Annotated in this window: 21 protein-coding genes; 12 read left to right on the forward strand and 9 right to left on the reverse strand. The window is 68.2% G+C overall.

The window, feature by feature from the left end:
* Nucleotides 1-336 carry a hypothetical protein gene (locus OG984_RS09060; protein ID WP_328531259.1) on the reverse strand — a complete coding sequence of 112 codons (336 nt, stop codon included), beginning with the start codon at nt 334-336 and terminating at the stop codon, nt 1-3.
* Nucleotides 337-493: 157 nt separating this feature from the next.
* On the opposite strand from OG984_RS09060, the gene OG984_RS09065 reads away from it, so the two are divergent.
* The 8 genes from OG984_RS09065 to OG984_RS09100 all read left to right on the forward strand — a co-directional run bounded on the left by OG984_RS09065 (nt 494) and on the right by OG984_RS09100 (nt 5,855).
* Entirely contained in the window at nt 494-766 is a 273-nt protein-coding gene (locus OG984_RS09065; protein WP_328531260.1) for a multiubiquitin domain-containing protein, read from the forward strand.
* Nucleotide 767: 1 nt separating this feature from the next.
* Complete coding sequence (locus OG984_RS09070) at nt 768-1,145, forward strand: hypothetical protein (RefSeq protein WP_328531261.1); 378 nt, start codon at nt 768-770, stop codon at nt 1,143-1,145.
* Complete coding sequence (locus OG984_RS09075; RefSeq protein ID WP_328531262.1) at nt 1,127-2,590, forward strand: ThiF family adenylyltransferase; 1,464 nt, start codon at nt 1,127-1,129, stop codon at nt 2,588-2,590. Before OG984_RS09070 ends, OG984_RS09075 begins: the two co-directional genes overlap by 19 nt.
* Before the next feature lie 261 nt (nt 2,591-2,851).
* Entirely contained in the window at nt 2,852-3,205 is a 354-nt protein-coding gene (locus OG984_RS09080) for a hypothetical protein (protein WP_328531263.1), read from the forward strand.
* Nucleotides 3,206-3,349: 144 nt separating this feature from the next.
* Complete coding sequence (locus OG984_RS09085) at nt 3,350-3,739, forward strand: ankyrin repeat domain-containing protein (RefSeq protein ID WP_328531264.1); 390 nt, start codon at nt 3,350-3,352, stop codon at nt 3,737-3,739.
* Nucleotides 3,740-3,929: 190 nt separating this feature from the next.
* Nucleotides 3,930-4,445: a YxiG-like protein gene (locus OG984_RS09090; protein ID WP_328531265.1), complete on the forward strand. Its 516-nt coding sequence runs from the start codon at nt 3,930-3,932 to the stop codon at nt 4,443-4,445.
* 178 nt (nt 4,446-4,623) lie between these two features.
* Complete coding sequence (locus OG984_RS09095) at nt 4,624-5,073, forward strand: hypothetical protein (protein WP_328531266.1); 450 nt, start codon at nt 4,624-4,626, stop codon at nt 5,071-5,073.
* A gap of 164 nt (nt 5,074-5,237) precedes the next feature.
* Nucleotides 5,238-5,855, forward strand: coding sequence for a M23 family metallopeptidase (locus OG984_RS09100; protein WP_328531267.1), 618 nt, complete (start codon nt 5,238-5,240; stop codon nt 5,853-5,855).
* Nucleotides 5,856-6,016: 161 nt separating this feature from the next.
* On the opposite strand, the gene OG984_RS09105 is transcribed toward OG984_RS09100, so the two are convergent.
* Entirely contained in the window at nt 6,017-7,183 is a 1,167-nt protein-coding gene (locus tag OG984_RS09105) for an SMI1/KNR4 family protein (RefSeq protein ID WP_328531268.1), read from the reverse strand.
* A 76-nt stretch (nt 7,184-7,259) separates the two neighbouring features.
* Nucleotides 7,260-10,085 (reverse strand): metallophosphoesterase, encoded by a 2,826-nt coding sequence (locus tag OG984_RS09110; RefSeq protein WP_328531269.1) that lies wholly within the window; start codon nt 10,083-10,085, stop codon nt 7,260-7,262.
* Between the two features lie 235 nt (nt 10,086-10,320).
* Here OG984_RS09110 and OG984_RS09115 point away from each other — a divergent pair, with 235 nt between their 5' ends.
* Nucleotides 10,321-10,653 carry a hypothetical protein gene (locus tag OG984_RS09115; RefSeq protein WP_328531270.1) on the forward strand — a complete coding sequence of 111 codons (333 nt, stop codon included), beginning with the start codon at nt 10,321-10,323 and terminating at the stop codon, nt 10,651-10,653.
* A gap of 9 nt (nt 10,654-10,662) precedes the next feature.
* Here the strand turns inward: OG984_RS09115 and OG984_RS09120 are convergent, their stop codons facing one another.
* Nucleotides 10,663-11,505 carry a hypothetical protein gene (locus tag OG984_RS09120; RefSeq protein WP_328531271.1) on the reverse strand — a complete coding sequence of 281 codons (843 nt, stop codon included), beginning with the start codon at nt 11,503-11,505 and terminating at the stop codon, nt 10,663-10,665.
* 3 nt (nt 11,506-11,508) lie between these two features.
* Complete coding sequence (locus OG984_RS09125; protein ID WP_328531272.1) at nt 11,509-12,132, reverse strand: hypothetical protein; 624 nt, start codon at nt 12,130-12,132, stop codon at nt 11,509-11,511.
* Nucleotides 12,133-12,313: 181 nt separating this feature from the next.
* Here OG984_RS09125 and OG984_RS09130 point away from each other — a divergent pair, with 181 nt between their 5' ends.
* Entirely contained in the window at nt 12,314-13,372 is a 1,059-nt protein-coding gene (locus OG984_RS09130) for a hypothetical protein (protein ID WP_328531273.1), read from the forward strand.
* Here OG984_RS09130 and OG984_RS09135 read toward each other — a convergent pair.
* Nucleotides 13,338-14,861, reverse strand: coding sequence for an FAD-dependent monooxygenase (locus tag OG984_RS09135; protein WP_328531274.1), 1,524 nt, complete (start codon nt 14,859-14,861; stop codon nt 13,338-13,340). The genes OG984_RS09130 and OG984_RS09135 overlap by 35 nt on opposite strands.
* On the reverse strand, nt 14,858-15,469 hold the full coding sequence (locus tag OG984_RS09140) for a hypothetical protein (RefSeq protein WP_328531275.1): 612 nt from the start codon (nt 15,467-15,469) through the stop codon (nt 14,858-14,860). The genes OG984_RS09135 and OG984_RS09140 overlap by 4 nt, the downstream gene beginning before the upstream one ends.
* A 211-nt stretch (nt 15,470-15,680) precedes the next feature.
* On the opposite strand from OG984_RS09140, the gene OG984_RS09145 reads away from it, so the two are divergent.
* Nucleotides 15,681-16,121, forward strand: coding sequence for a hypothetical protein (locus OG984_RS09145; protein WP_328531276.1), 441 nt, complete (start codon nt 15,681-15,683; stop codon nt 16,119-16,121).
* A gap of 94 nt (nt 16,122-16,215) precedes the next feature.
* On the forward strand, nt 16,216-17,433 hold the full coding sequence (locus OG984_RS09150; protein WP_328531277.1) for a tachylectin-related carbohydrate-binding protein: 1,218 nt from the start codon (nt 16,216-16,218) through the stop codon (nt 17,431-17,433).
* Between the two features lie 21 nt (nt 17,434-17,454).
* Here the strand turns inward: OG984_RS09150 and OG984_RS09155 are convergent, their stop codons facing one another.
* On the reverse strand, nt 17,455-18,828 hold the full coding sequence (locus OG984_RS09155) for an NAD(P)-binding protein (RefSeq protein ID WP_328531278.1): 1,374 nt from the start codon (nt 18,826-18,828) through the stop codon (nt 17,455-17,457).
* A gap of 50 nt (nt 18,829-18,878) precedes the next feature.
* On the reverse strand, nt 18,879-19,298 hold the full coding sequence (locus OG984_RS09160) for a DUF309 domain-containing protein (protein ID WP_328531279.1): 420 nt from the start codon (nt 19,296-19,298) through the stop codon (nt 18,879-18,881).
* Between the last annotated feature and the right edge of the window lie 13 nt (nt 19,299-19,311).

A 19,311-nucleotide genomic window follows, 5' to 3' on the forward strand; every position in this document is an offset into this window, starting at 1 on the left:
TCAGTGGGTGTCGGTGATCTCGACGAATGCGAGGCGAGTGACCTGTGCTCGGTTGACGCCGCCGTCGTGTCCGCGGGGAACCGGATCGTCGGCAACCTCAACGATCATGCGAAGCGGATGTTCCACATCCAACGAGAACTGCTCGCTGCGGTCGGCGACGAGCTGATGGCAGCGCGCCTGGGGAAGCTGGCACAGCACCTCGAGGTTGGCTGCGGCCCTGATCTGAGTCAGGCGCAACGCGATCTTCTTCGCGCACGCCGGACCGTACTTGCGCCTCAATCGGGCGCTGCTTCGGAACAGCGCCTGCTCGGACGCCCGCCGGAAGCCGATCTCCACTCCGTCGCCTCACAATGAAAATGTTACACCTTGACGGTGTAGTATTCTAAACGTTGAACCCGTCCGGTTCAGAAAACTGACCCGGAGATGAGCGATGGTGGCGCTGCCATTCGACCGGAGGCGCCACCATCACCCAGCCCTATGAAGGAGGACTGCCATGACGGTAGCCGACCAGCCGACCCGCGACCCCAAGAACCCGCACGAAGTTACGATCACGGTCAACAACAGCCCCGTGACGCTGACCCAGGGCAAGTACACCGGTCTCCAGATCAAGGAGGCCGCCATCGCCCAGGGCGTCAGCGATGTCGGTATCGACTTCGTGCTCTCGGTGCAGCGCGGCAACCACTACGACGTCATCGGCGACGCGGACGTCATCGAGATCCACCCCAACCTCGACTTCGTGGCGGTCACCGGTGACGACAACTCCTGAGGTGCGCACTGCGGTCGATGTGGCCATCGACCAGATCCACGAGCAGTTCGCCACCCATGCCGTCGACGTCGTGCGAGAGCCCGGAGGCGATGCCACGATCATCATCGATGAGGTCATGATCGGCGAGCAATACGAACCGAGTACCACTTGGCTCGGGTTCCGTATCAGCGCGGCGTACCCGAATGCTGATGTCTACCCTCACTACCTCGGCCCCGTCAGTCGCCGTGACGGCGCAGCCCACGGTGACGCTTTCCAGAACGTGATCTGGCGGGACCGGTCTGCCCTGCAGATCTCGCGCCGCTCCAACGGCTGGAACCCGCGCCGCGACACCGCTGCGCTCAAGGCCGTGAAGGTTCTGGCATGGCTCGCCGACCAGTGAACCCGCCGGCGCGGGGATGGAGCCTCACGCTCCGTCCCCGTGACTGGGCCCGTCTCGAACAGCACCTCTTCAGCGACGGCGAGGAGCACGGAGCCGTCGTATTGGCCGAGCGCGTCGACGGCCCCCGCGGCCCCCGCCTGCTCGCAACCCAGATCCTGCTCGCTGAGGACGGTGTGGATTACGTCGCCGGCACCCACGGGCACCGGGCACTGACCGCAGCGTTCGTCCGCGATGCCGCCCTGCGGGCGCGGGCTGGCCGACTGGCGTACATCGCCTTCCACAACCACGGCGGCAGCACCCGCGTCGGTTTCTCGAATGTCGATCTAGACAGCCACGAGCGCGGATACCCCGCGATCCGCCAGATCACCGGGCACACCGTCGGAGCGGTCGTGTGCACGCCACAGGCAGCCGCTGGCGACCTGTGGCTGCCTGACGGCACCCGGGCGCTCCTAGCCGAACTGGTCGTGCCTGGGCCTCAGTTGCGCCGCCTACGCCCCGAGCCCGCACGGCCACCTGTCGGTGGCCCTGCGGCGTTCGACCGGCAGGCGCGCCTCTTCGGAGACCTCGGCCAGGCCACCTTCCGCGAGATGACGGTCGCGATCGTCGGCCTGGGTGGCGTGGGGAGCATCGTGGCCGAGTACCTGGCTCGCGTCGGCATCGGTCACCTGATCCTCATCGACAACGACACGGTGGACGAGACCAACCTCCCGCGCTTGGTCGGCGCCACCCGTCGCGACATCGGCAAGCCCAAGGTGAAGCTCGCGCGCCGAAACATCCGTCGGGCCAACCCGCACAGCAAGGTCACGCTCCAGAGGTCGGCTGTGCAGGACCCCGACGCACTGCGACTGCTCGCCATGGCAGACTGGATCTTCCTTGCCGCCGACACCCATGCTGCCCGCCACTGGGTCAACGCCATCGTCGAGGCGCACCTCATCCCCGCCACGCAACTGGGCGTAAAAGTTCCCGTTAACACCGACGGCGAGATCGGGCGCATCCACGCGGCCTACCGCCGCATGATCCCCGGATACGGCTGCTTCTGGTGCAACGGTCTTATCAATCCTGCAGAGCTTGCGATCGACATGGCACCCGACACTGAGCGAGAGCAGGCCCAGTATGTCGAGAACGTACCCGCGGCCAGCGTCATCACCCTCAACGGGATCACGGCCGCTCAGGCCACCACAGACTTCTTGCTCGCCATCACCGACCTCAGCGCATACGCGGCAATGCACCACTTCGAGTTCGTCCGCGAACGCACCGCGATAAGCACGGTGCCGCGCCGTGACGCGGACTGCGGCTGGTGTGGTGACAGCGATGAGGCTGGCCTACGTTGCCAGCTCGCTGCACGCCTCACCGCCACGCCGCGCGCAGTCCCTGTCAACTGGGACAGGCGACTGCTCGACCTGTTTCGTCGCGGTCGCAGCCCAGGCAACCGGCATACCGCATGAACCGGACGGGTCGAATCACGCATATCCATAGGAAATCCCACCCCGCTGGTTCGTCACTGCGCCGGAGGGCAGCCCCAAGCCAGCTCCTCGGGACAGACAGGCCATAGATACGAGCACTTGCTGGTTGGGTCTGAATAGCCAAGATCCGGCTACGGTCATTCCGCCGCGAGCCGGGCACACGGACCTGTCGCGATGCCCTCCACCTGGCCATTTGAGAGTGACGACCGGCGGAGCACCTACCTGCTCTGACAAACTCAGCCCATGAGCTACGACCTAGCGGTGTGGGCCGACGTTCCGCCGTTCGCTGGACTCAGCCCCGATGCCGCCTATGAGGTGGTCTCCGAACTCCTAGACGACGAAGCGCTTGCGGAGCCGAGCGCCGGTGTGATCAATGACCTCGTCAGCTCGCTGCTCGCACGATGGCCTGCGCTTGGCGAACCTGGAGACGAGAAGTCGCCTTGGGCGATGGGGCCGGAGATCGGGGAGGCATTCGGCTCGTGCATCTACATCACCATGACGTTTCCGGGGGCAGATTTCGCCGTTTCAGTGATTGCTGCGGAAGCCCGGGCGCGCGGCCTTGTGTGCTACGACCCGCAGCTCGAAGAGACGATCTGAGCCGTCCGGCGCACCTTAACTCTGCCTGACAGACGCATGTCGGAGCCGGGCGCGAGTAGCGCGTCTGGAACGTGCGTCCTTCCGCCGCCTGCGAGGCGCGCCGCTCATTCGACCAGTGCTGACGAGATCGGCCACACTGTCGGCATGGATCGCGAAGGTCGTCAGGATCTCCACTATCGCGCAGCCGACGGCGACGTACCGGCCATCCAGGCACGCCTTGCGGCAGGTGACGATATTGGCCTGGCCGACAAGCAGGGATTCACGGCTCTGCACTTCGCTGCCCAGCAGTCGCAGACCGAAGCGGTCCGGGCGCTACTCGAGGCTGGAGCACCCGTCGACCCACGAGATCGATACGGGAACACGCCCCTTTGGCGCGCAGTGTTCGACTCGAGAGGACAGAGCGCCACTGTGCAAGCACTGCTTCAGGCTGGTGCTGACCCAGACATCATCAACAACGCCGGGGCTACGCCGCGCATCCTGGCAAGCAGGATCGGAACCGCAGAGCTTGCCGCCCTCTTCGCCAGACCGCATTGATTGCTGGAATCCGCTCGCTTCGAACACCCGCGTCACACCGCCGCGTTCCGGCGTCGAGGGCTCCAACTGAACACCGCCGTGTGGAGGCGAACCATGCGTCCCCGACTCCGTCACGATAGGTGACGCGACGGGCCGCCAACCTCTGCACGTACTTCGGAAGCGGCGACGCCGACTGGTGCAAGGTATCCGTGTGGACGAACAGCAGATCCGGCAAGCGTTTGATGATGTGCTCGACCAGGCATTGGTCTTCCACGGCTTCGCCGACTATATGCGCGATTACGAGTTGTACATCTACGCAACCGCGGATCCCCGCACTGGGATCGAGCCCGAGCACCTGAGGTACCGGTTCACCCACTGTGTCCGCGCCACAGTGAACACGGCCGTCCGGCGAGACGTCTGGAGCTACTCGCAAGACGACGACCTGATCGACTACGAGACCTGGATCGAGGCGGGTGAGCGCGACGCGTATGTCTGGGGCGTCAAGTGGCAGGCGTTGTACCCCGGCATGCAGCTCGTGAGTGGGTCCTTCGAGGCCCAGGAGTGGACAGCCGAGATCGGTCGGCCGTTCCATGAAGCCTTGATCGAGACGAACGGGCATAACATCTCTCTCGTGTTCGCAGACCTCGAGGTCACAACGATCCCACCCGGGTTCGCGCCGTTCGTCGTGGCGGCATCAGGGCCGGACGCCAAGTTTCCCCTGGATTGAAGTTCAGGACCTCCTCACCACCCACGTGGCCGGCGCTTGACCACTCAGCAGGGGCACGTCACCTTCGCCAAGAAATGGCGGCAACCAACCTGAGCCGGTGATGGCGCGAGGCGAAGCACGTTGGCAGGTCGCTGATCCGGGTTGAGCTCGGGGACGAGGTAACCCATATGCTCCGCGCATGGCGCTGCTGCTTGACCCCGACCGAGACGTCACGACGTTCACCTGCGAACACGGCGATCTCCACGAGCGGATCTGTGGCTTCATCAACGATGACGAGCGCGGCGCGTTCGCGATCTACTTCGCCAACTGCGTCCACCACGAGGGCGTGCACGAGGCGTACATCGACGTCATACTCGACAACGACTGGGACCCCGACCACCCGACGTCGCCGAGCCCGGATCGAGTCACTTTCGGCTGCCGCTACGGCTGGATCGAGAACCATGGCCTCGCCTGCTCACTCGTTCAGGGTGGGAGCGCTGGCCCGAACATCGACTACTACGGACACAAACTCTCGCGCGACGAGGCGCTCGCCCACCCTTGGCTTGCGGGGTTCTGGGAGGCTGTCGACCTCATCATCGAACATGACTCAACGGTGCTAGGTCATTTCACCAACGACGACGCGGAGTAGCTACAGGCCACGTCACTCCGCCGCGTCTGATTGCCTTCGATGACGCAGGCTGGGTTGCGCCCGACCGCCCCGACATGCGCCTCACGGAAGCCGCACACCTCGGTTCCCAGATCAGGAAACCGGGCGACAAGTCACCCGGACGCGCCAGGGGTAGGGTCAGTCGAATGACGTCGTCCGTCGACCTGGCATACCCGTTTCGGGACCGCTGGCTGACCCAGAACAGTCCTGCGAATCGAGTACCCAGCCACGGCACCGCCCTGTTCGCGACGTCATTCGCTATCGACTTCGTCCCGATCAACGAGGCAGGACGCACGGCACCGATCACGTTGGGGTCGCTTCTGCGCCCCGAACCGGCAGAACGTTTTCCTGGCTTCGGCCGTCCCATCCTCGCACCTGTCGACGGCGTGGTCGCCGGGGTGCATCACACGGCGCCTGATCACCCGTCCTTCCGCGGGCTCCCGTCCGTGGTGTATGCCCTGACCCAGGGCCGACGGGCGGCAGCGGGTTGGCCACAGCTGGCTGGCAACCACGTAATGATCGAAACAGATGGCGGACCGGTGGTTGCCGTATGCCACCTGCAACGCGGCAGCGTCCAGGTGCGGCAGGGGCAACGCGTTCGAGTCGGCGAGACGCTGGGGCGTTGCGGCAACTCGGGCAACAGCACCGAACCGCATGTCCACCTTCAGGCCATCGACCGCTTGGACGTGCGACACGCCAATGCCGTGCCCATCACCTTCGGAGGCCGCCTACCCCGCAACGGCGAGATCATCGACGCAGGGTAGGACGATACGTCTGACGCGAGCGTCGCTCCCGCGTCACTCCGGACCGTACGCGACCGGCACCGTGCCTGCGCGGGCGCGCTCTCGACGGACAGCACACGATCTCGGGCCGGCGCCCTTTCGCCGGGTGCTTTCTTGGCAGATCGCAGAGTCGCTGCGCGCCATCAGCCAGTGGCCCGCTTCGACGCCAGAATCCTCTGGCGGCGTTCGCGGGTCATCATCGGGGCGAAGTCCCGGTCCCAGGTGAGTCCCATCGGCGCCAGATGCTGTGGGGAGAGCGGGCGCCAGGACGGCATCGCGGCCATGATGGCGTCGAACGCCTCGTCGTCACGCCCTGAGCGAACCAGGTTGCGCGCACGGACCATGGCGGAGTCGAACTCAGGGACAGAACTGAAGTCGGCGGTGAGGCCGCTTTCTTGCTGCAGAGTGTCGGCCAACGTTCTGAGGTGGTCGGCGACGCGTCTTGGAGCGCGTTGCAGGGCGTAGTCGAGAGAACGCTGCTGGTTGTCGCGCGGGTCAAGCGCAGCAACGACGAACATCGGCCACAGGTCGTTCAACATCGCAGCGTCCTCGACGTACGTATTGTTGGCGAGGTTGAGCACCTGTGTCTCGGCGCGGTAATTGCCGTTGAGCACATTGATCTGCACATCCAGGACATCGGCGCGGTCGCTACCGAAATGACGGGCTTCGGCAACGACCGCCTCACCACTCCGATCACCGTTCAGCAAGGCCCTGAACGCATCATCGACCTTGTCGGCGACCTCGCCATTGGTTGGGCTGTCAGATGCGCAGAAGCGGACGAGACTCGCGTAGTGCATCTCCATCCCGGCACGAAATGAAGCCTCGGCGTTCCCTTCGTCGCCACCCCAACTCGTCCACCAACGGGTGCCCCATTCACCATCACGACCGACGCAGCCGGTGTCGTAGAGGAAGTTGTCGAAGCCGGTGCTGAGCATCAGCGACCGGTTCATCAGGTTAGGGCCAGCGTCCGGAGGGCTGTCGTCGCCGTAGACATCGGCGAGAGCTTTGCAGAGGCTGGGTTTGGCCTTCGCGACCCAGTCCACGTCGACGACCCGCCGCACGCTACCGAAGTCAAAGGACACCAGTGGCCAGCCGTCGCTGACCGCAAGGAAGTCTCGATAAGAGCGCGGGAAGCTCAAACGGACACGCGCCTCGGCGGCTGCGATGTCCGCCTCCGATGCAGGAGAGCCACCGACCCACCCTGAGGCAGCCATCTGCGGCGTCACCTTGAAGGCGACGTCATCGGCATGCGCGATGATCTCAGCGCTCCACCGTTGAAGGAGTTCGCGCCAGCCGAGATGCTCGAGCATCTGCCCTCCGTGGTCGTCTGATCTGGTCCACGGAGAGTACCGATGCTGATTCGTCCCTGCGCCGGAATCCGACTGATCAGTCAGGGGCGGCATCGGCGAGACTGATCCTCGCCACCTCTTCGATCTCAACCGGCTGATCGCCACGGACCCGATGGATCTTGACCACGACCTCCGCGGGTGAGGTCTCGAACTCGAGGAAGTGCTTGAAGAAGGGCGGCTCGTCGAGGGAGTAGATCTCGGAGACGAACTTCTGGATCGGGCCGAAGGGCGGGTTGAGGCCGGGGAAGGCGATCTGCGCGCGGCGTCTGGTCCGCCAGCCGACGCCGTCGACCACGGCGGCTTGGCCGCCCATCTCCTCCTGCTCGGCCTTGATGATGGCCGTCGCGTCCGCCTCACTGATGAAGTCGTAGGGCGTCGTGACGCCCGGACGGTAGCGCGGGCTCACCCACGCCTTGGGATCTGCGATCAGCGAGTAGGCGCCGAGGAACACCAGGTGGGCGAGGAGGACGGCAGCACCCGCCGCGACCAGGGTGAAGAGGGCCGCGCCGACCGCCACGGCCGGCCACCACGTCCTGAGCTCGTTCGCGAGCTGGCCGGGCGCCTCGAAGCCCGGTACGTCGAGCAGACCCGGCACCGCCGCCCCCACCAGCAGGACGCCGACGGCCAGGATGACGAGGACCATCAGCGGCGTGTAGAGGCGCTCGTGCTCCCGGCGCAGCCAGTCGACGACCAGCATGCCGATCGCGGCCACCGTGAGGAGCGCCGGCAGGGCGAAGGCGGCTCGCATCCACCCCGAGTCGACGGCATCGGCGACCCACCACCAGAGCATCAGCGTCACGGGCGCCGTGAGGAACACGAGGGGCTGAACCACCCGCCGCCACCGGAGCCACGCCTGCACCCGGCGTACGGGCTCGTCGTGCAGGTGGCGGGTGAGCAGGTCCGGGGCGAGGATCGCGACGAGCACCACCACCGCGATCACCGCCAGCGGCACGAGTCCGAGCAGGCCGCTGAAGAACAGCAGGGTCAAGCCCTCGCCGCTCATCACGCGCAGCATCTCGCCCGAGACGACGGCCGCCTGCGCGAGCAATGCCCACACGACCGAGCGCTCGAGCCATCGCGCGGCCTTCACGCCGTTCACCGTGGAGACGATCCGCTTCCGCCACCCGACGGTCGCCACGACGGCGTAGATGCCGACCGCGACGAACAGCCACCACGACACCGCACCTCCCTCGCCCGAGCCGAGCTGATCCACACCCCAGGGCACCAGGGCCACGACCACGAGAGCCGCCAGCACGCACGCGAAGGCGAGGTGATGCCATCCGGGAACCTGCTCGACCGGGTGCCACCATCTCGACCAGCGCACGCACCAGGCGTTGAGGCAGATCCACAGGGTGCTCCACCCGAACAGCACCAGCAGCGCTCCTGCCGCATCGGGCAGGTACTGGTGCAGGAACAGCGTCGCCAACACCCCCGCGACCAGCGCTTCGAGACGTAGGAGCAGGCGGCGTCCGAAAAGACTCTGACCGGGACGTTGCGGCAGCTGGTGCAGCAGCATCAGCACCATCATCGCGGCGATGGCCGCACCACCGGCGCCGGTGAGCCACTGGCCCAGGACCACTCCCCCGCCGAACAGCACGACGGTCAGCAGCAGCCGCCAGATGCTGGGGACGAGCTGCTGGGCGAAGTACGCCAGGGACTCGGCCGACCCCGGGAAGAGCCTGGTCGGCCGGAACCGTAGGTCCATTCGCGCGTCCGAGACGGCCGTCCGGATGGGGTGCGTGGCGTGGGTGTACGCGCCGCCACCACCACTGACGATGTGCCACCGGCCGTCGCGTGAGCTGCCCTCGCTCTGCGGGTCGTACAGCTGGAAGTTGTGGGTGTCACCGCCCACCGTCGCGACGTAGCGGTGCTTGCTCTCGGCCACGACGTCGTAGACGGTCTCGCCGGCGCTTCCGGCCACGGCGCCCTTCCGGCGCTCACCGTTGACGAACAGCGGCTTGCCGGTCATCAGGATCTTCGGCTTCTCACCGCCCAGCTCGTTCAGCCATTTGAACTGCCGCTCGTCGATGGTCCCGTCGATGCCGGTGTCGAGGCACACCAAATCCACGTGCTCCGCCTCGATAACGAAGTACGGCGCCGGCTGCAGCTGGGCCTCTGGGGCCGGCTGGTCATCGTCGGCTGGTTCGCCCCAGCGCGCCGGCGCGGTCTGGTCGTCCGGCTCACTGGGCGTACGCCACATGATCCGGCCGAAGCGGTCCCGGATCAGCTGCCACCATCCGAGCGTGCCGTCGAACGACGGCGCCAGGAGCTCACTGGGCCAGGTCGGCCGTCCGTCCGCCGGATACAGGAACTGGTGGGCGAACCCGTAGAGGCCGTCGTACCAGTCGTGATTGCCCGGCATCGCGTAGACCGGGACGTTCTCGGGAAGCGCGAACTCGTCCCGCACCTCGGGTGGCGTCTTGAGCCCCGGCACCCGGTTGGAGCGGTACGGCTTGTAGAAGCCGTCCACGTAGTCGTTGACGTTGCCGGACGGGTAGATCACGTCGCTCAGGACGAGCACGAAGCTCTTCTCGTCCCCTTCCGCACACGCGAACGCGGCTCGCGCCAACGCCGGCGCGACGACGTACTGCGACGGGTCCTGCTCGCCGGTGTCGCCGATGACCAGGAACCTCGAGACCCGGTCAGCTGCGATCGTCAGGGGCACGTCCTTCTTCGTCCAATGCGTGCGCAGGTCCTCGACGAGCCCCCGCGTACCTTTGCCCAAGATGTCGTTGACCGAGTCGATCAGGCTGCGTGCGGTGATCCAGGAGAGGCTGTTCCACTTGGTCGGATCGTGCTGCAGATAGGCCTTCGTACGCTCCCAGTCCGTGCTCCCGTTCTCGGAGCCGTCGGCGTGGGTCATCGACATCCCTTCCGCAGGACCGGAACTGATCGGTTTGGACCCGTGCAACCGCATGCAACAGGTCTAGACAGAGTCCCACGCGGCGCCCCGGTCGCGCCCAGGACTCCCCCAGATTGGCGTATGACAACCCGTCGGCAGCGGACAGATGATGAAAATCCAGGCCCCGAAAGCCGACCGAAGCTCGGTGCCACGGCAGGTCACATCAGGGGCATCGAAGACGGAAGGAACAGAGGTCATGAAGCTTTTGATGAAGAGCTGTGCCATCGCGGCGGGGCTCGTGCTGGCCGGAGCCGGAGCCGCGAGCGCCGGAGAGGTGAACGGCACCGGCGGCGAGATCCCCGCACCGGACCACGCCTCCTCGGAGTGCGTGTTCTCCGGCCTGGACACCGCGGACGCCATCGAGGGCAACCCGCCGCAGTTCAACGACGACGCACTGGGCGTACGCGGCAACCAGAGCCCCGGCGGCGAGGACCGATACCACGGGGTGCAGAGCTACGGCATCTTCGTGCGGGCCGGGCTCAAGGAGTTCGTGCCGTCACCCGGCGAGGCATGCCGGGGCAACCACTGACGGCTCAGCTCAGTCAGGTGGTGAGTTCCGGAACTGGAACTGGACCCGCACGTCGTCGTCCAGCCGGACCAGGATGGTCGTGCCGCCGGCGCTCCAGGTGTCGGGCACGAGGAACATCCGGTCGTCGCCCTGGATCAGCAGCCTCAGCCGCCAGTAGCGGAACCGGTAGTCGTCCTCACCGGCATCCGGGCGTACGACCTCCTGAACCCCGGCGGTGGCCGGGATGTGCAGGCGCTCCCGGGTGTCGAGGACGACGCTGGGCAGGCTGCGCAGGTTGCGGGCCTGCTCCATCGCCAGCCCACGGCCGGTCCACTGCGCGGTCGTGGCCGTCGCCCAGACCACGCAGGCGGCGACGCCCACCCAGAGCAGCGCGACCCGCGGCTCGAACCTGCCGCGCAACCGGAGGGCGTACGCCACGAGCGCCGCGCCGGCACCGAGCAGGACCGGCGTCAGCAGGGAGTAGTAGGCCCAGCCGCCGATCACGGAGTACGCCGCCAGCAGCACCGTCCCGGCCGCGAGGAGGACCAGCCCGGTGCCGAGGACGGTCGTGACCACCCGGCGGAACCAGCTCTCGGTGTCGTGTCGGCCCACCCAGCGGTGGAGGGCCACCACCGCGACGCCACCCAGCACCAGGACCAGCATCGGGGTCAGCAGCGGCTGTGGGCTGCGCATGACGTAGGCCCGGGTGCTGAGTCCGATGACGTCGACGTCGAGGCCGAAGTAGTCGTACTGGGCGCGGGCCGCGACGTACCCGAAGTAGAACAGGACGCCGCTGATCACGGTCACCGGCGCGACGAAGCTCGTCGCCAGGCTCACCCAGCGGTCGATCCCTGCCGGCGGCGTCTCGGTCATGACTCAGCCCGACTCGGTCGAGTCCGTGGGGTCCGTCGGCTCGGTCGGCTCGGGGTCCACCTCCGGCGCCTCCAGGTTCACCTCGGTGTCACCACCCTCGACGTTCTCGAGCTCGCAGGGCTCGGTCGGGCAGGTCATCTCGCCACCGAGCCGCAGCACGGCATCCTCGCCCTCCTGCTCGTCGGTCCAGGGCACCAGCGAGCGCATCGCGATCTGGCAGCCGGTCGAGTCGGCGGTGAAGACGAACCCGTCGAGGCAGGACGTACCGTCGCACGCCGCGTCCGCAGTCGGCTCGAAGACCTCCGGCTCGACCTCGTACTCGGTGACCCGGACCGAGATCCCCTCGGGGACCGACGGGTTGTTGCCGTCGGGCCAGAGCCAGCTGACGTCGGCGCAGACCACGCCGGGCGTACCGTCGAGCGGATACGACCCGCCGCCGATCGGGAGCGTCGGCACGGCCACCACCGGCTCGTCGGGATCCGTCGGCTCGTCGGGATCGGGGTCTTCGTTCCCGGTCGTCGCAGAGCTCGCGTCCGTGATGTCCACCTCCGACCCTCCATCGGTCGAACCACAGGCGGCAAGGAACAGCAGTGCGCTGGCGATGACTGCGAGGAGTGAACGACTCATCCACATGATCAACACCTCCTGAGAACTAGGAGGTACGTCCGCGAGCGACTGATACCCCCGCCGGTTGCAAGGGGACGAAGGGTCGTACCGCCACAGGTCGGGGCCGTTCGCCCCTGTCCCCCAAGGTCGGAGCGACCGAGGCTGAATGCTGAGACAGGACGGCCGACGGTGGTGATGTGTGGTGGATGAGATCGATCCCTGGACCCTCGGGCTGCTGTCCTCTCCGGAGCCGTCGGTGGCGTGGCGAGCCCACCGGCTGCTGGCCGGACTCGGTGATGACGACCCGGCTCAGCGACGGCGCCGTGAGCTGGTGGCCGAGAGCGACAACGTGAGGCGGATGTTGGCCCACCGACGCCCCGACGGCACCATCCGAAAGGGCAACGAGACCAACGCCTACCGCAAGTGGCAGGGACCGCACTGGACGCTGGCCGGGCTCGCCGAGCTCGGCTATCCGCCCGGTGACACCTCGCTCGGACCGCTGGTCGACCAGGTCTTCGCCTGGCTGCTCGCGCCTCGCCACCTACGCCCACCCTCGACCGCGGTGCTGCCGGGCCAGGGCGACCGGATCAGGCGCTGCGCCTCCCAGGAGGGCCTGGCGCTGTGGTACCTGCACGAGCTGGGGTTGGCCGACGAGCGCACCGAGATCCTCGCCGCCCGGCTGATCGAGTGGCAGTGGCCCGACGGCGGCTGGAACTGCGACCGGAACCCCACCGCCCACACCTCCTCGGTCCAGGAGACCCTGCTCCCGCTGCGTGGCCTGGCCCGCCACCACCGGTCCGCCTCGACTGCGCCGCCGGCGCACCTGGCGGACGCCGTGGACCGGGCAGCGGAGGTCCTGCTCCGGCGACGCCTGCTGTGGCGACGCCACGACGGCGCCCCCATCTCCCCCGACTGGGGACACGACCCGCTGCGCATCCAGTGGCCGATCCGGTTCTACGACGTCCTCTTCGTCCTGACCGTGATGGCCGAGACCGGCCACATCGGCGACCCCCGCTGCGCCGACGCGCTGGCCCTGCTGGAGAGCAAACGACTCCCCGACGGTGGCTACCCTGCCGAGATCCGCACCGCTCGCACCGTCGACGTCGTCGCCAGCGGCGGCATCTTCGCGGACTGGGGACCCACCGGGCACACCCGGCCCAACCCCTATGTCAGCATCGACGCCGCCTGGGTCGGCATCAGGTCCGGCCAACGGGACGGAACGGCGATCACGCCGCTCCGACGAGCTTCAGCCAGTCGCTGAGAGCGTGCGCGCCACGCGACGACCGGTAGCCGACATGACCGTCGGGACGTACGGCGGTGATGCCTGTGCCGGGCCAGCTGTCGATCCGGTGGACGGTGACCCGTGGACCGAGACCGCCGAGCTCGGCGCACTCCGCCTCGCGCGCCAGGAGCAGATGTACGCCGGGCGCGGCCGTGAGATCGTGCAGCCGCGCCTGCCGATCGCCGCACGTCACGGCGCGGTTCGGCAGCCGGTCGCCCGGGCGCGGTCCCCGGGCCAGGAGACCGTCGGACACCGACAGTGCGCTGCCCGGGTAGCGCACCCAGGGCTGGGAGAGAAGGGCGATGACGGCAGCCATCGCGCGGGGTTGTCGCAGCACCGCGGGCAGCGCGGAAGCGAAGAGCGGCAGCGCCCTGCCTCGCAGGAGCTGCGGCAACGGGTGGGTGGATGCCTCGGCGAAGAAGACCGCGTGGGTGAGGGCGAGCGACTGCCGTGCCGCCGGCCGGCGCTCGTGCTCGTAGGAGTCGAGCAGCGCGGGCGATCCGTGGTCGGCGTACGCGAGTTTCCAGCCGAGGTTGACGGCGTCGATGATGCCGGTGTTCATGCCCTGGGCGGCGGCGGGTGAATGCGTGTGCGCGGCGTCGCCGGCGAGGAAGAGCGGCCCCTGCCGGAACCGTCGGGCCACGCGGTGCTGGAGTCGCACGCTCGCCGACCACGGCATCTCCCGTGCCTGCGCCTCCAGCCCGGCGTCGTCGATGAGGGCCTGCACCTCGGCAGCGGGTACGGCCTCGCCGGGCTGGCCGAACGGCTGGCCCCCGTCGCGGGCCGGGCGGGTGCCGAGCAGCCGCCACGTCGCTCCCTCGCCGAGCGCGAACAGGAACAGCAGGCCTCGACGACCCGCGACCACGTGGAGTACGTCCGGCGTGAGACCGGCCTCGAGCTCGAGGTCGGCGAGCACGATCTCCTCACGGTACGGGCCGCCCTCCCAGGCGATCCCCGCGGAGTCACGCACCTTGCTGCCGGGGCCGTCGCAACCGACGACGTACCGAGGCGTGACCAGCTCTCGACCATCCGCCGATGTGAGAGTCGCACGCGTCTGCCCGCCCGTCACGTCGACCGCGTCGAGCTCGACTCCCCACTCCACCTCGACGCCTCGCCGACTCAGGGCTTGCGTCAGCACCTCCTCGACGTCCGCCTGGCGCACCATCGTCAGATGCGGGTACGGCGTACCTGACATGGCCGCCTCCCCCAGCCTGACGTCCACGACCCGGCTACCGAGGTGGAGCTGCGCGCGCGGGGTCCGGTCGGCGCGGTCGAGCAGGGCTGCCGTCACCCCGAGCGGGCGAAGGCACTCGAGGGTCCGAGAGTGCACGATCATCGCCCGCGAGCGTCGGAACGCCTCGCTCCGACGATCGACCACGCGTACCGTGGCGCCGTGCTCGTGGGCCTGGAGGGCAAGGGTGAGTCCGGTAGGACCGGCCCCGACGACGAGCACGTCGGGTGGGCTCATGACGTGCTGGCCGGACGCCACCAGTCAGGGGCTGCAGGCTCGGTGCGGCCGAGGCTGCCGAGGCTGCCGAGCAGGCTGGGATCCGCGAGGACCTCGTCACGATGCAGCCCGGGCACGACCCGGAAGTCGATCGACCCCGGCTCGCTCACCAGCGCGAGCACCCTCCACAGCGATCGGGCGTAGTGCTCGGCACGGTCTGCTCCGTCCCACTCGTAGACACCCCGGTAGCGGCCCTGCTCGTCGTCGGCCAGCCAGAGCTTGGAGACGAATCCCGGAAACCCGACGAACAGCGGGGTGTTCAGCCAGCTCTCCCACCGGAACAGCGTGTGCCCGCGGCCGCGGACCAGTCGGAGCCGGAAGCACACGACGAGCAGGCACGGCTCGAGAGGCTCCCGTGCGACCGCCGTCTCCCGGTACACCCCGCCGGTGGTCCCGTCGGCGAACCGCAGTCGACGGCCCACGTTGAGGCGCGGCCAGCGCACGACCCCGGTGGTCAGCATCCGCGCCGACTCGACGACGCAGCGAGCCACCGCACGCCACGCGGTCGCGGGCGGCAGGGGTCCTGACGGGGAGTCGACGGGAATCGACTTCGGCGCGTCCGTGGTCATCGGCGGATCCCTCTCGTACGACGGGTGACGATCTGGTGCCTCCCAGGCAACGCGATCAGGTCGCGGCCGACGAGGGGACTTCGTCCTCTCCCTCGGTGACGGATGCCCGTCACGTGCGCCGAACGGCAGCCAAGGTCCTGCCGAACGGAATCGAAGGTCCCTCCCTTCGCCTCCGGGGCGGCGCGACGATGAATGATGAAGGAGGTCCACCATGACGACTGCCACAGCCCGCGAACCACGAACCCGGACGCGCCGCTTCGGGTACGTCGTTGCCATCCTGGTCAACCTGATCCTGGCCTGGCTCATCGCCATATGGCCCGGATGGGACGCCGTACCGTTCCTCACGGACGACACCACGGATGTGCTGCCGTTCGTCTACGCCTCGATCGCGACCGGCGTCCTGGTCAACCTCGCGTACGTCGCCGACGATCGGCCGGCGGTGAAAGCCACCGGCGAGCTGGTCAACGCGTTGGTCGGGTTCGTGTCCGTGCTGCGGATCTGGCAGATCTTTCCGTTCGATCTCGACGGGCACTGGGGCGGCTGGGAGTGGATGATCTACATCGCGCTGGTCCTAGGCGCGTTCGGCACCGCGATCGGTGCGATCGTGCAGTCTGCCACCCTGGTTCGGATCGGCTTGGGGCAGCAGCGCTGAGTCCGCTCCGCAGATCCTCCATCTGGGCGATGCCCACGAAGGCGCCCACTGAAACGCTGACGAGCAAAGGCAGCGGGCGATCGGAGGCCTACCCATGCGGCACATCATCTACACCGGTAACGGCACCGCGCCTCCGGGCGTCGCGCGTCCCCACGTCGGCCGCTTCTTCACGGTCGAGGACGACGGCGCCCTGCGCTACTTCCGCTACGACGGGTTCGGCGAGCAGGACCCGACGGGCGCGAACGGCTTCGTGGGAAACAACTCGGGCAACCAGATCGGCCGAGGCTTCGACAAGTTCCTCCATGTCATGGGCGGCGGCAACGGCATCATCCTCGCTGTCGCGCCCAACGGGGATCTCACCTGGTTCAGGTACACCGGGGCGGGCGAGCACGACCCCAGCGGGACCAACGGCTTCGTCGAGAACAACCCCGGCAACGTCATCGGCAACGGTTTCCACACCTTCCGCCACCTGTTCGTCTCTCCGCGCGAAGGACAGACCACGGCGACGACCATCTTCGCCGTGGCCGAGAACGGCGATCTGCTCTGGTTCCAGTACGAGGGCCACGGCGAGCACGACCCTACGGGGGTCCGCGGATTCCCCGGGCCCAACCAGGGCAACCAGATCGGCAACGGCTTCCTCGGCTTCCGCCGCATCGTGGGCGTCGGCGACGGCGCATTCCTCGCAATCCGGGACAACGGCGACATGCTCTGGTTCCGCTACACGGGCAACGGCGAGCTCGATCCGTCCGGGACCAACGGGTTCGTGGAGAACAACTCGGGCAATCAGATCGGCAACGGCTTCGACACGGTGCGTCACCTGTTCGGCGGGATGACCGACCGCGCCGGCCTCGAGGGACAGCCGGCGCCTGCGCGGATCTTCTACTTCGTCGACGCGAACGGTGATCTGCGCTGGCTCCGCTACGGCGGCAACGGCGAGCAGGACCCGACCGGGTCGTCGGGATTCGACGGCCCCAACCAGGGCAACCAGATCGGCAACGGCTTCTCCGCCAGCAGGATGGACACGACCAACATCCCGCGCGACGCGGTGGAGCGGCTGGGATCAGCCATCGAGTCGGCCAACCAGGACTGGAAGGCGTTGCCGGAGGAGGAACGGAACCGGCCCGAGTCGCTACCCGCGCCGGCGCCGTTGGCAGTCCTGTGCGCGCAGTACAAGGAGTCGGCCGCCCTCATGCACGCCGAGGCCCGCAGCGCCAGCCAGGCCGGGTTCGCGCAGCTCGCGGAGGTCGCCACCGAGCTCGCCGAGGAGTACGACGAGTTCGTCCGCATCGCCTGTCCCCCACCGGTCGACTGAGACCCGAGCCCTCGCGTCGGCTCAGCTCGGTCCGGCCAGCTCAGCGAGCCGGGCGAGAGCGGGCTTGGTGTGCTTCGCCAGCCGCTCCCGCGCGTCGTCGAGCGCTGCGGATGCCGGATACCCCGGCGGGACCCGGGCCGGGTTGAGCGCAACCCGGTCCGACCATGCCTTGATGTCCGGCTCGGAGGAGAACGACATGGCTGCCTGGGTGCCCAGGACGTTCATCCGCGCCCACGTCGCCATCGTGTCGGGGAACGGGCTCGGCGGGCAGAGCCTGTTCTTCTCGGCCTCGGAGTCACGGGTCGCCTCCACGTAGCCGGTGACGGCGGCGCCGAAGCAGGGGAACCCGGCCCGGATCGGCTGGAGCGTGATCGTCTCCGGACCCCAGACCGGGACCAGGGGCGGGTACTTCAGGCCGTCGGCGGCGCAGTGCACGACCAGGGCGTCGTCGGCGACGGCGACGGTGCCCTCATCGAGGGTGAGGGAACCTCGGTCGACGCGACGGATGTGGCCGCGGCGTACGACGTTCTCGAGCGTACGCAGCTTCTCCAGCTCCCACGTCGCCAGCGTCGGCGCCTTGGCCATCGTCGGCATGACGGTGCGGTCGATGCGGAGCATGATGCCGGCGGCCTCGAGCCGGAGGAAGAAGTCCTCGGGCGAGGTCGACTGCTCGGCGGCCTGCATGGTGTCGGCGGCCATGCCGAGGAAGATCGCGGGATCGGGCTGGACGACGGCCCGGTTGAACATCCACGGGTCACGCGGGCGCACCCAGCAGATCGCATCGGGGTCGACGCCGCGGGAGAGCAGCCAGATGCACGCGTCGGTCGCGGTCTTGCCGGAGCCGACGACGACGTACTGGCTCGGCGCCTCCTCGAGCCGCGCGAGCTCGTTGACCGGCAGCACCCGGGCGCCCTCGGCGACGCCGAACGGCGGCGGCTTCTCCGCGGGGATGCTGGGAGCCAGGTAGCGGGCGTCGACGACCCGGGCCCCGGGCATCTCGAGGCGCTCCCCCGAGATGTGCGAGACGACGGTGCGGTCGCCGACGTACTCGCTGTTCGGGAAGAACTCGACCTTCCCCGACTCCACCATCCGGTCGAGGACCCGGGCGTAGTAGGCGCAGATCTCCGCCTGCGCGGCCCGCTCCTGAAGACCCGCCTCGGGTCCGCGCTCCTGCAGCTGCCCGCCGCCGAGCAGGGTCGAGGCGACGCCGTAGAAGGCGGAGGCCTGGTGCAGACGTACGAACGGGTACGCCTCCAGCCAGTGTCCGCTGACGCCGTGGCGGCGGTCGACCAGCGCCACCCGTACGTCGGCATGCTCGATCAGGGCGTCCGTGAACGCCATCCCCATGGCGCCGGCGCCCACCACCAGGTAGTCGACCTCGACCGTGCGCGTCATGGATCCACCAAAGCACGGCGACGACCTTTGGGGTCAATAGGCACTCGGAGCTATACCCGGTCTCGGGCACAGGCGATGAGTGCTCCGAGGTCGAGACCGTAGGTGGGACCGTCGCCCTGCTCGTACGCCTTCAGCCGCCGCGCCGCCCGCTCGATGAGTCGCGAGGCGCCGACGGCGTTGCCGCGCTCGTGGTGGGTCAGGCCGACGCACAGCTGCGCCAGTCCCTGCCACAGCTCGCGCTCCTCGTCCGGACACGACTTCCACCGGACCTCGAGCGCCTCGTGGGCGGCGAACGGCCGGCCGGCGTCCAGGAGCTCACGGGCGTACGCCAGGGTCTCCTCCGGCGGGAGCGGCTCCTCGGAGATCGGCTCGACGCCGACCTCGCCGTAGGACAGCGGACGTCCGAGCGCGTCGCGCGGCCGGGACTGTTGTGCCCGGCCCTGCTCGTTTCGGTCGCGATCGCTCACCATGTCAGCCCTCCTC

Origin of the sequence: Nocardioides sp. NBC_00368 (assembly GCF_036090055.1) — a bacterium.
GTDB lineage: Bacteria > Actinomycetota > Actinomycetes > Propionibacteriales > Nocardioidaceae > Nocardioides.

What these genes read in the sequence shown, in the direction of transcription:
- OG984_RS09135 (WP_328531274.1), bottom strand. Translation starts at nt 14,861, where the DNA reads ATGAGCCCACCCGACGTGCTCGTCGTCGGGGCCGGTCCTACCGGACTC.
- OG984_RS09145 (WP_328531276.1), top strand. Translation starts at nt 15,681, where the DNA reads ATGACGACTGCCACAGCCCGCGAACCACGAACCCGGACGCGCCGCTTC.
- OG984_RS09155 (WP_328531278.1), bottom strand. Translation starts at nt 18,828, where the DNA reads ATGACGCGCACGGTCGAGGTCGACTACCTGGTGGTGGGCGCCGGCGCC.
- OG984_RS09140 (WP_328531275.1), bottom strand. Translation starts at nt 15,469, where the DNA reads ATGACCACGGACGCGCCGAAGTCGATTCCCGTCGACTCCCCGTCAGGA.
- OG984_RS09065 (WP_328531260.1), top strand. Translation starts at nt 494, where the DNA reads ATGACGGTAGCCGACCAGCCGACCCGCGACCCCAAGAACCCGCACGAA.
- OG984_RS09075 (WP_328531262.1), top strand. Translation starts at nt 1,127, where the DNA reads ATGGCTCGCCGACCAGTGAACCCGCCGGCGCGGGGATGGAGCCTCACG.
- OG984_RS09115 (WP_328531270.1), top strand. Translation starts at nt 10,321, where the DNA reads ATGAAGCTTTTGATGAAGAGCTGTGCCATCGCGGCGGGGCTCGTGCTG.
- OG984_RS09160 (WP_328531279.1), bottom strand. Translation starts at nt 19,298, where the DNA reads ATGGTGAGCGATCGCGACCGAAACGAGCAGGGCCGGGCACAACAGTCC.
- OG984_RS09080 (WP_328531263.1), top strand. Translation starts at nt 2,852, where the DNA reads ATGAGCTACGACCTAGCGGTGTGGGCCGACGTTCCGCCGTTCGCTGGA.
- OG984_RS09125 (WP_328531272.1), bottom strand. Translation starts at nt 12,132, where the DNA reads ATGAGTCGTTCACTCCTCGCAGTCATCGCCAGCGCACTGCTGTTCCTT.
- OG984_RS09150 (WP_328531277.1), top strand. Translation starts at nt 16,216, where the DNA reads ATGCGGCACATCATCTACACCGGTAACGGCACCGCGCCTCCGGGCGTC.
- OG984_RS09100 (WP_328531267.1), top strand. Translation starts at nt 5,238, where the DNA reads ATGACGTCGTCCGTCGACCTGGCATACCCGTTTCGGGACCGCTGGCTG.
- OG984_RS09120 (WP_328531271.1), bottom strand. Translation starts at nt 11,505, where the DNA reads ATGACCGAGACGCCGCCGGCAGGGATCGACCGCTGGGTGAGCCTGGCG.
- OG984_RS09095 (WP_328531266.1), top strand. Translation starts at nt 4,624, where the DNA reads ATGGCGCTGCTGCTTGACCCCGACCGAGACGTCACGACGTTCACCTGC.
- OG984_RS09105 (WP_328531268.1), bottom strand. Translation starts at nt 7,183, where the DNA reads ATGCTCGAGCATCTCGGCTGGCGCGAACTCCTTCAACGGTGGAGCGCT.
- OG984_RS09085 (WP_328531264.1), top strand. Translation starts at nt 3,350, where the DNA reads ATGGATCGCGAAGGTCGTCAGGATCTCCACTATCGCGCAGCCGACGGC.
- OG984_RS09110 (WP_328531269.1), bottom strand. Translation starts at nt 10,085, where the DNA reads ATGACCCACGCCGACGGCTCCGAGAACGGGAGCACGGACTGGGAGCGT.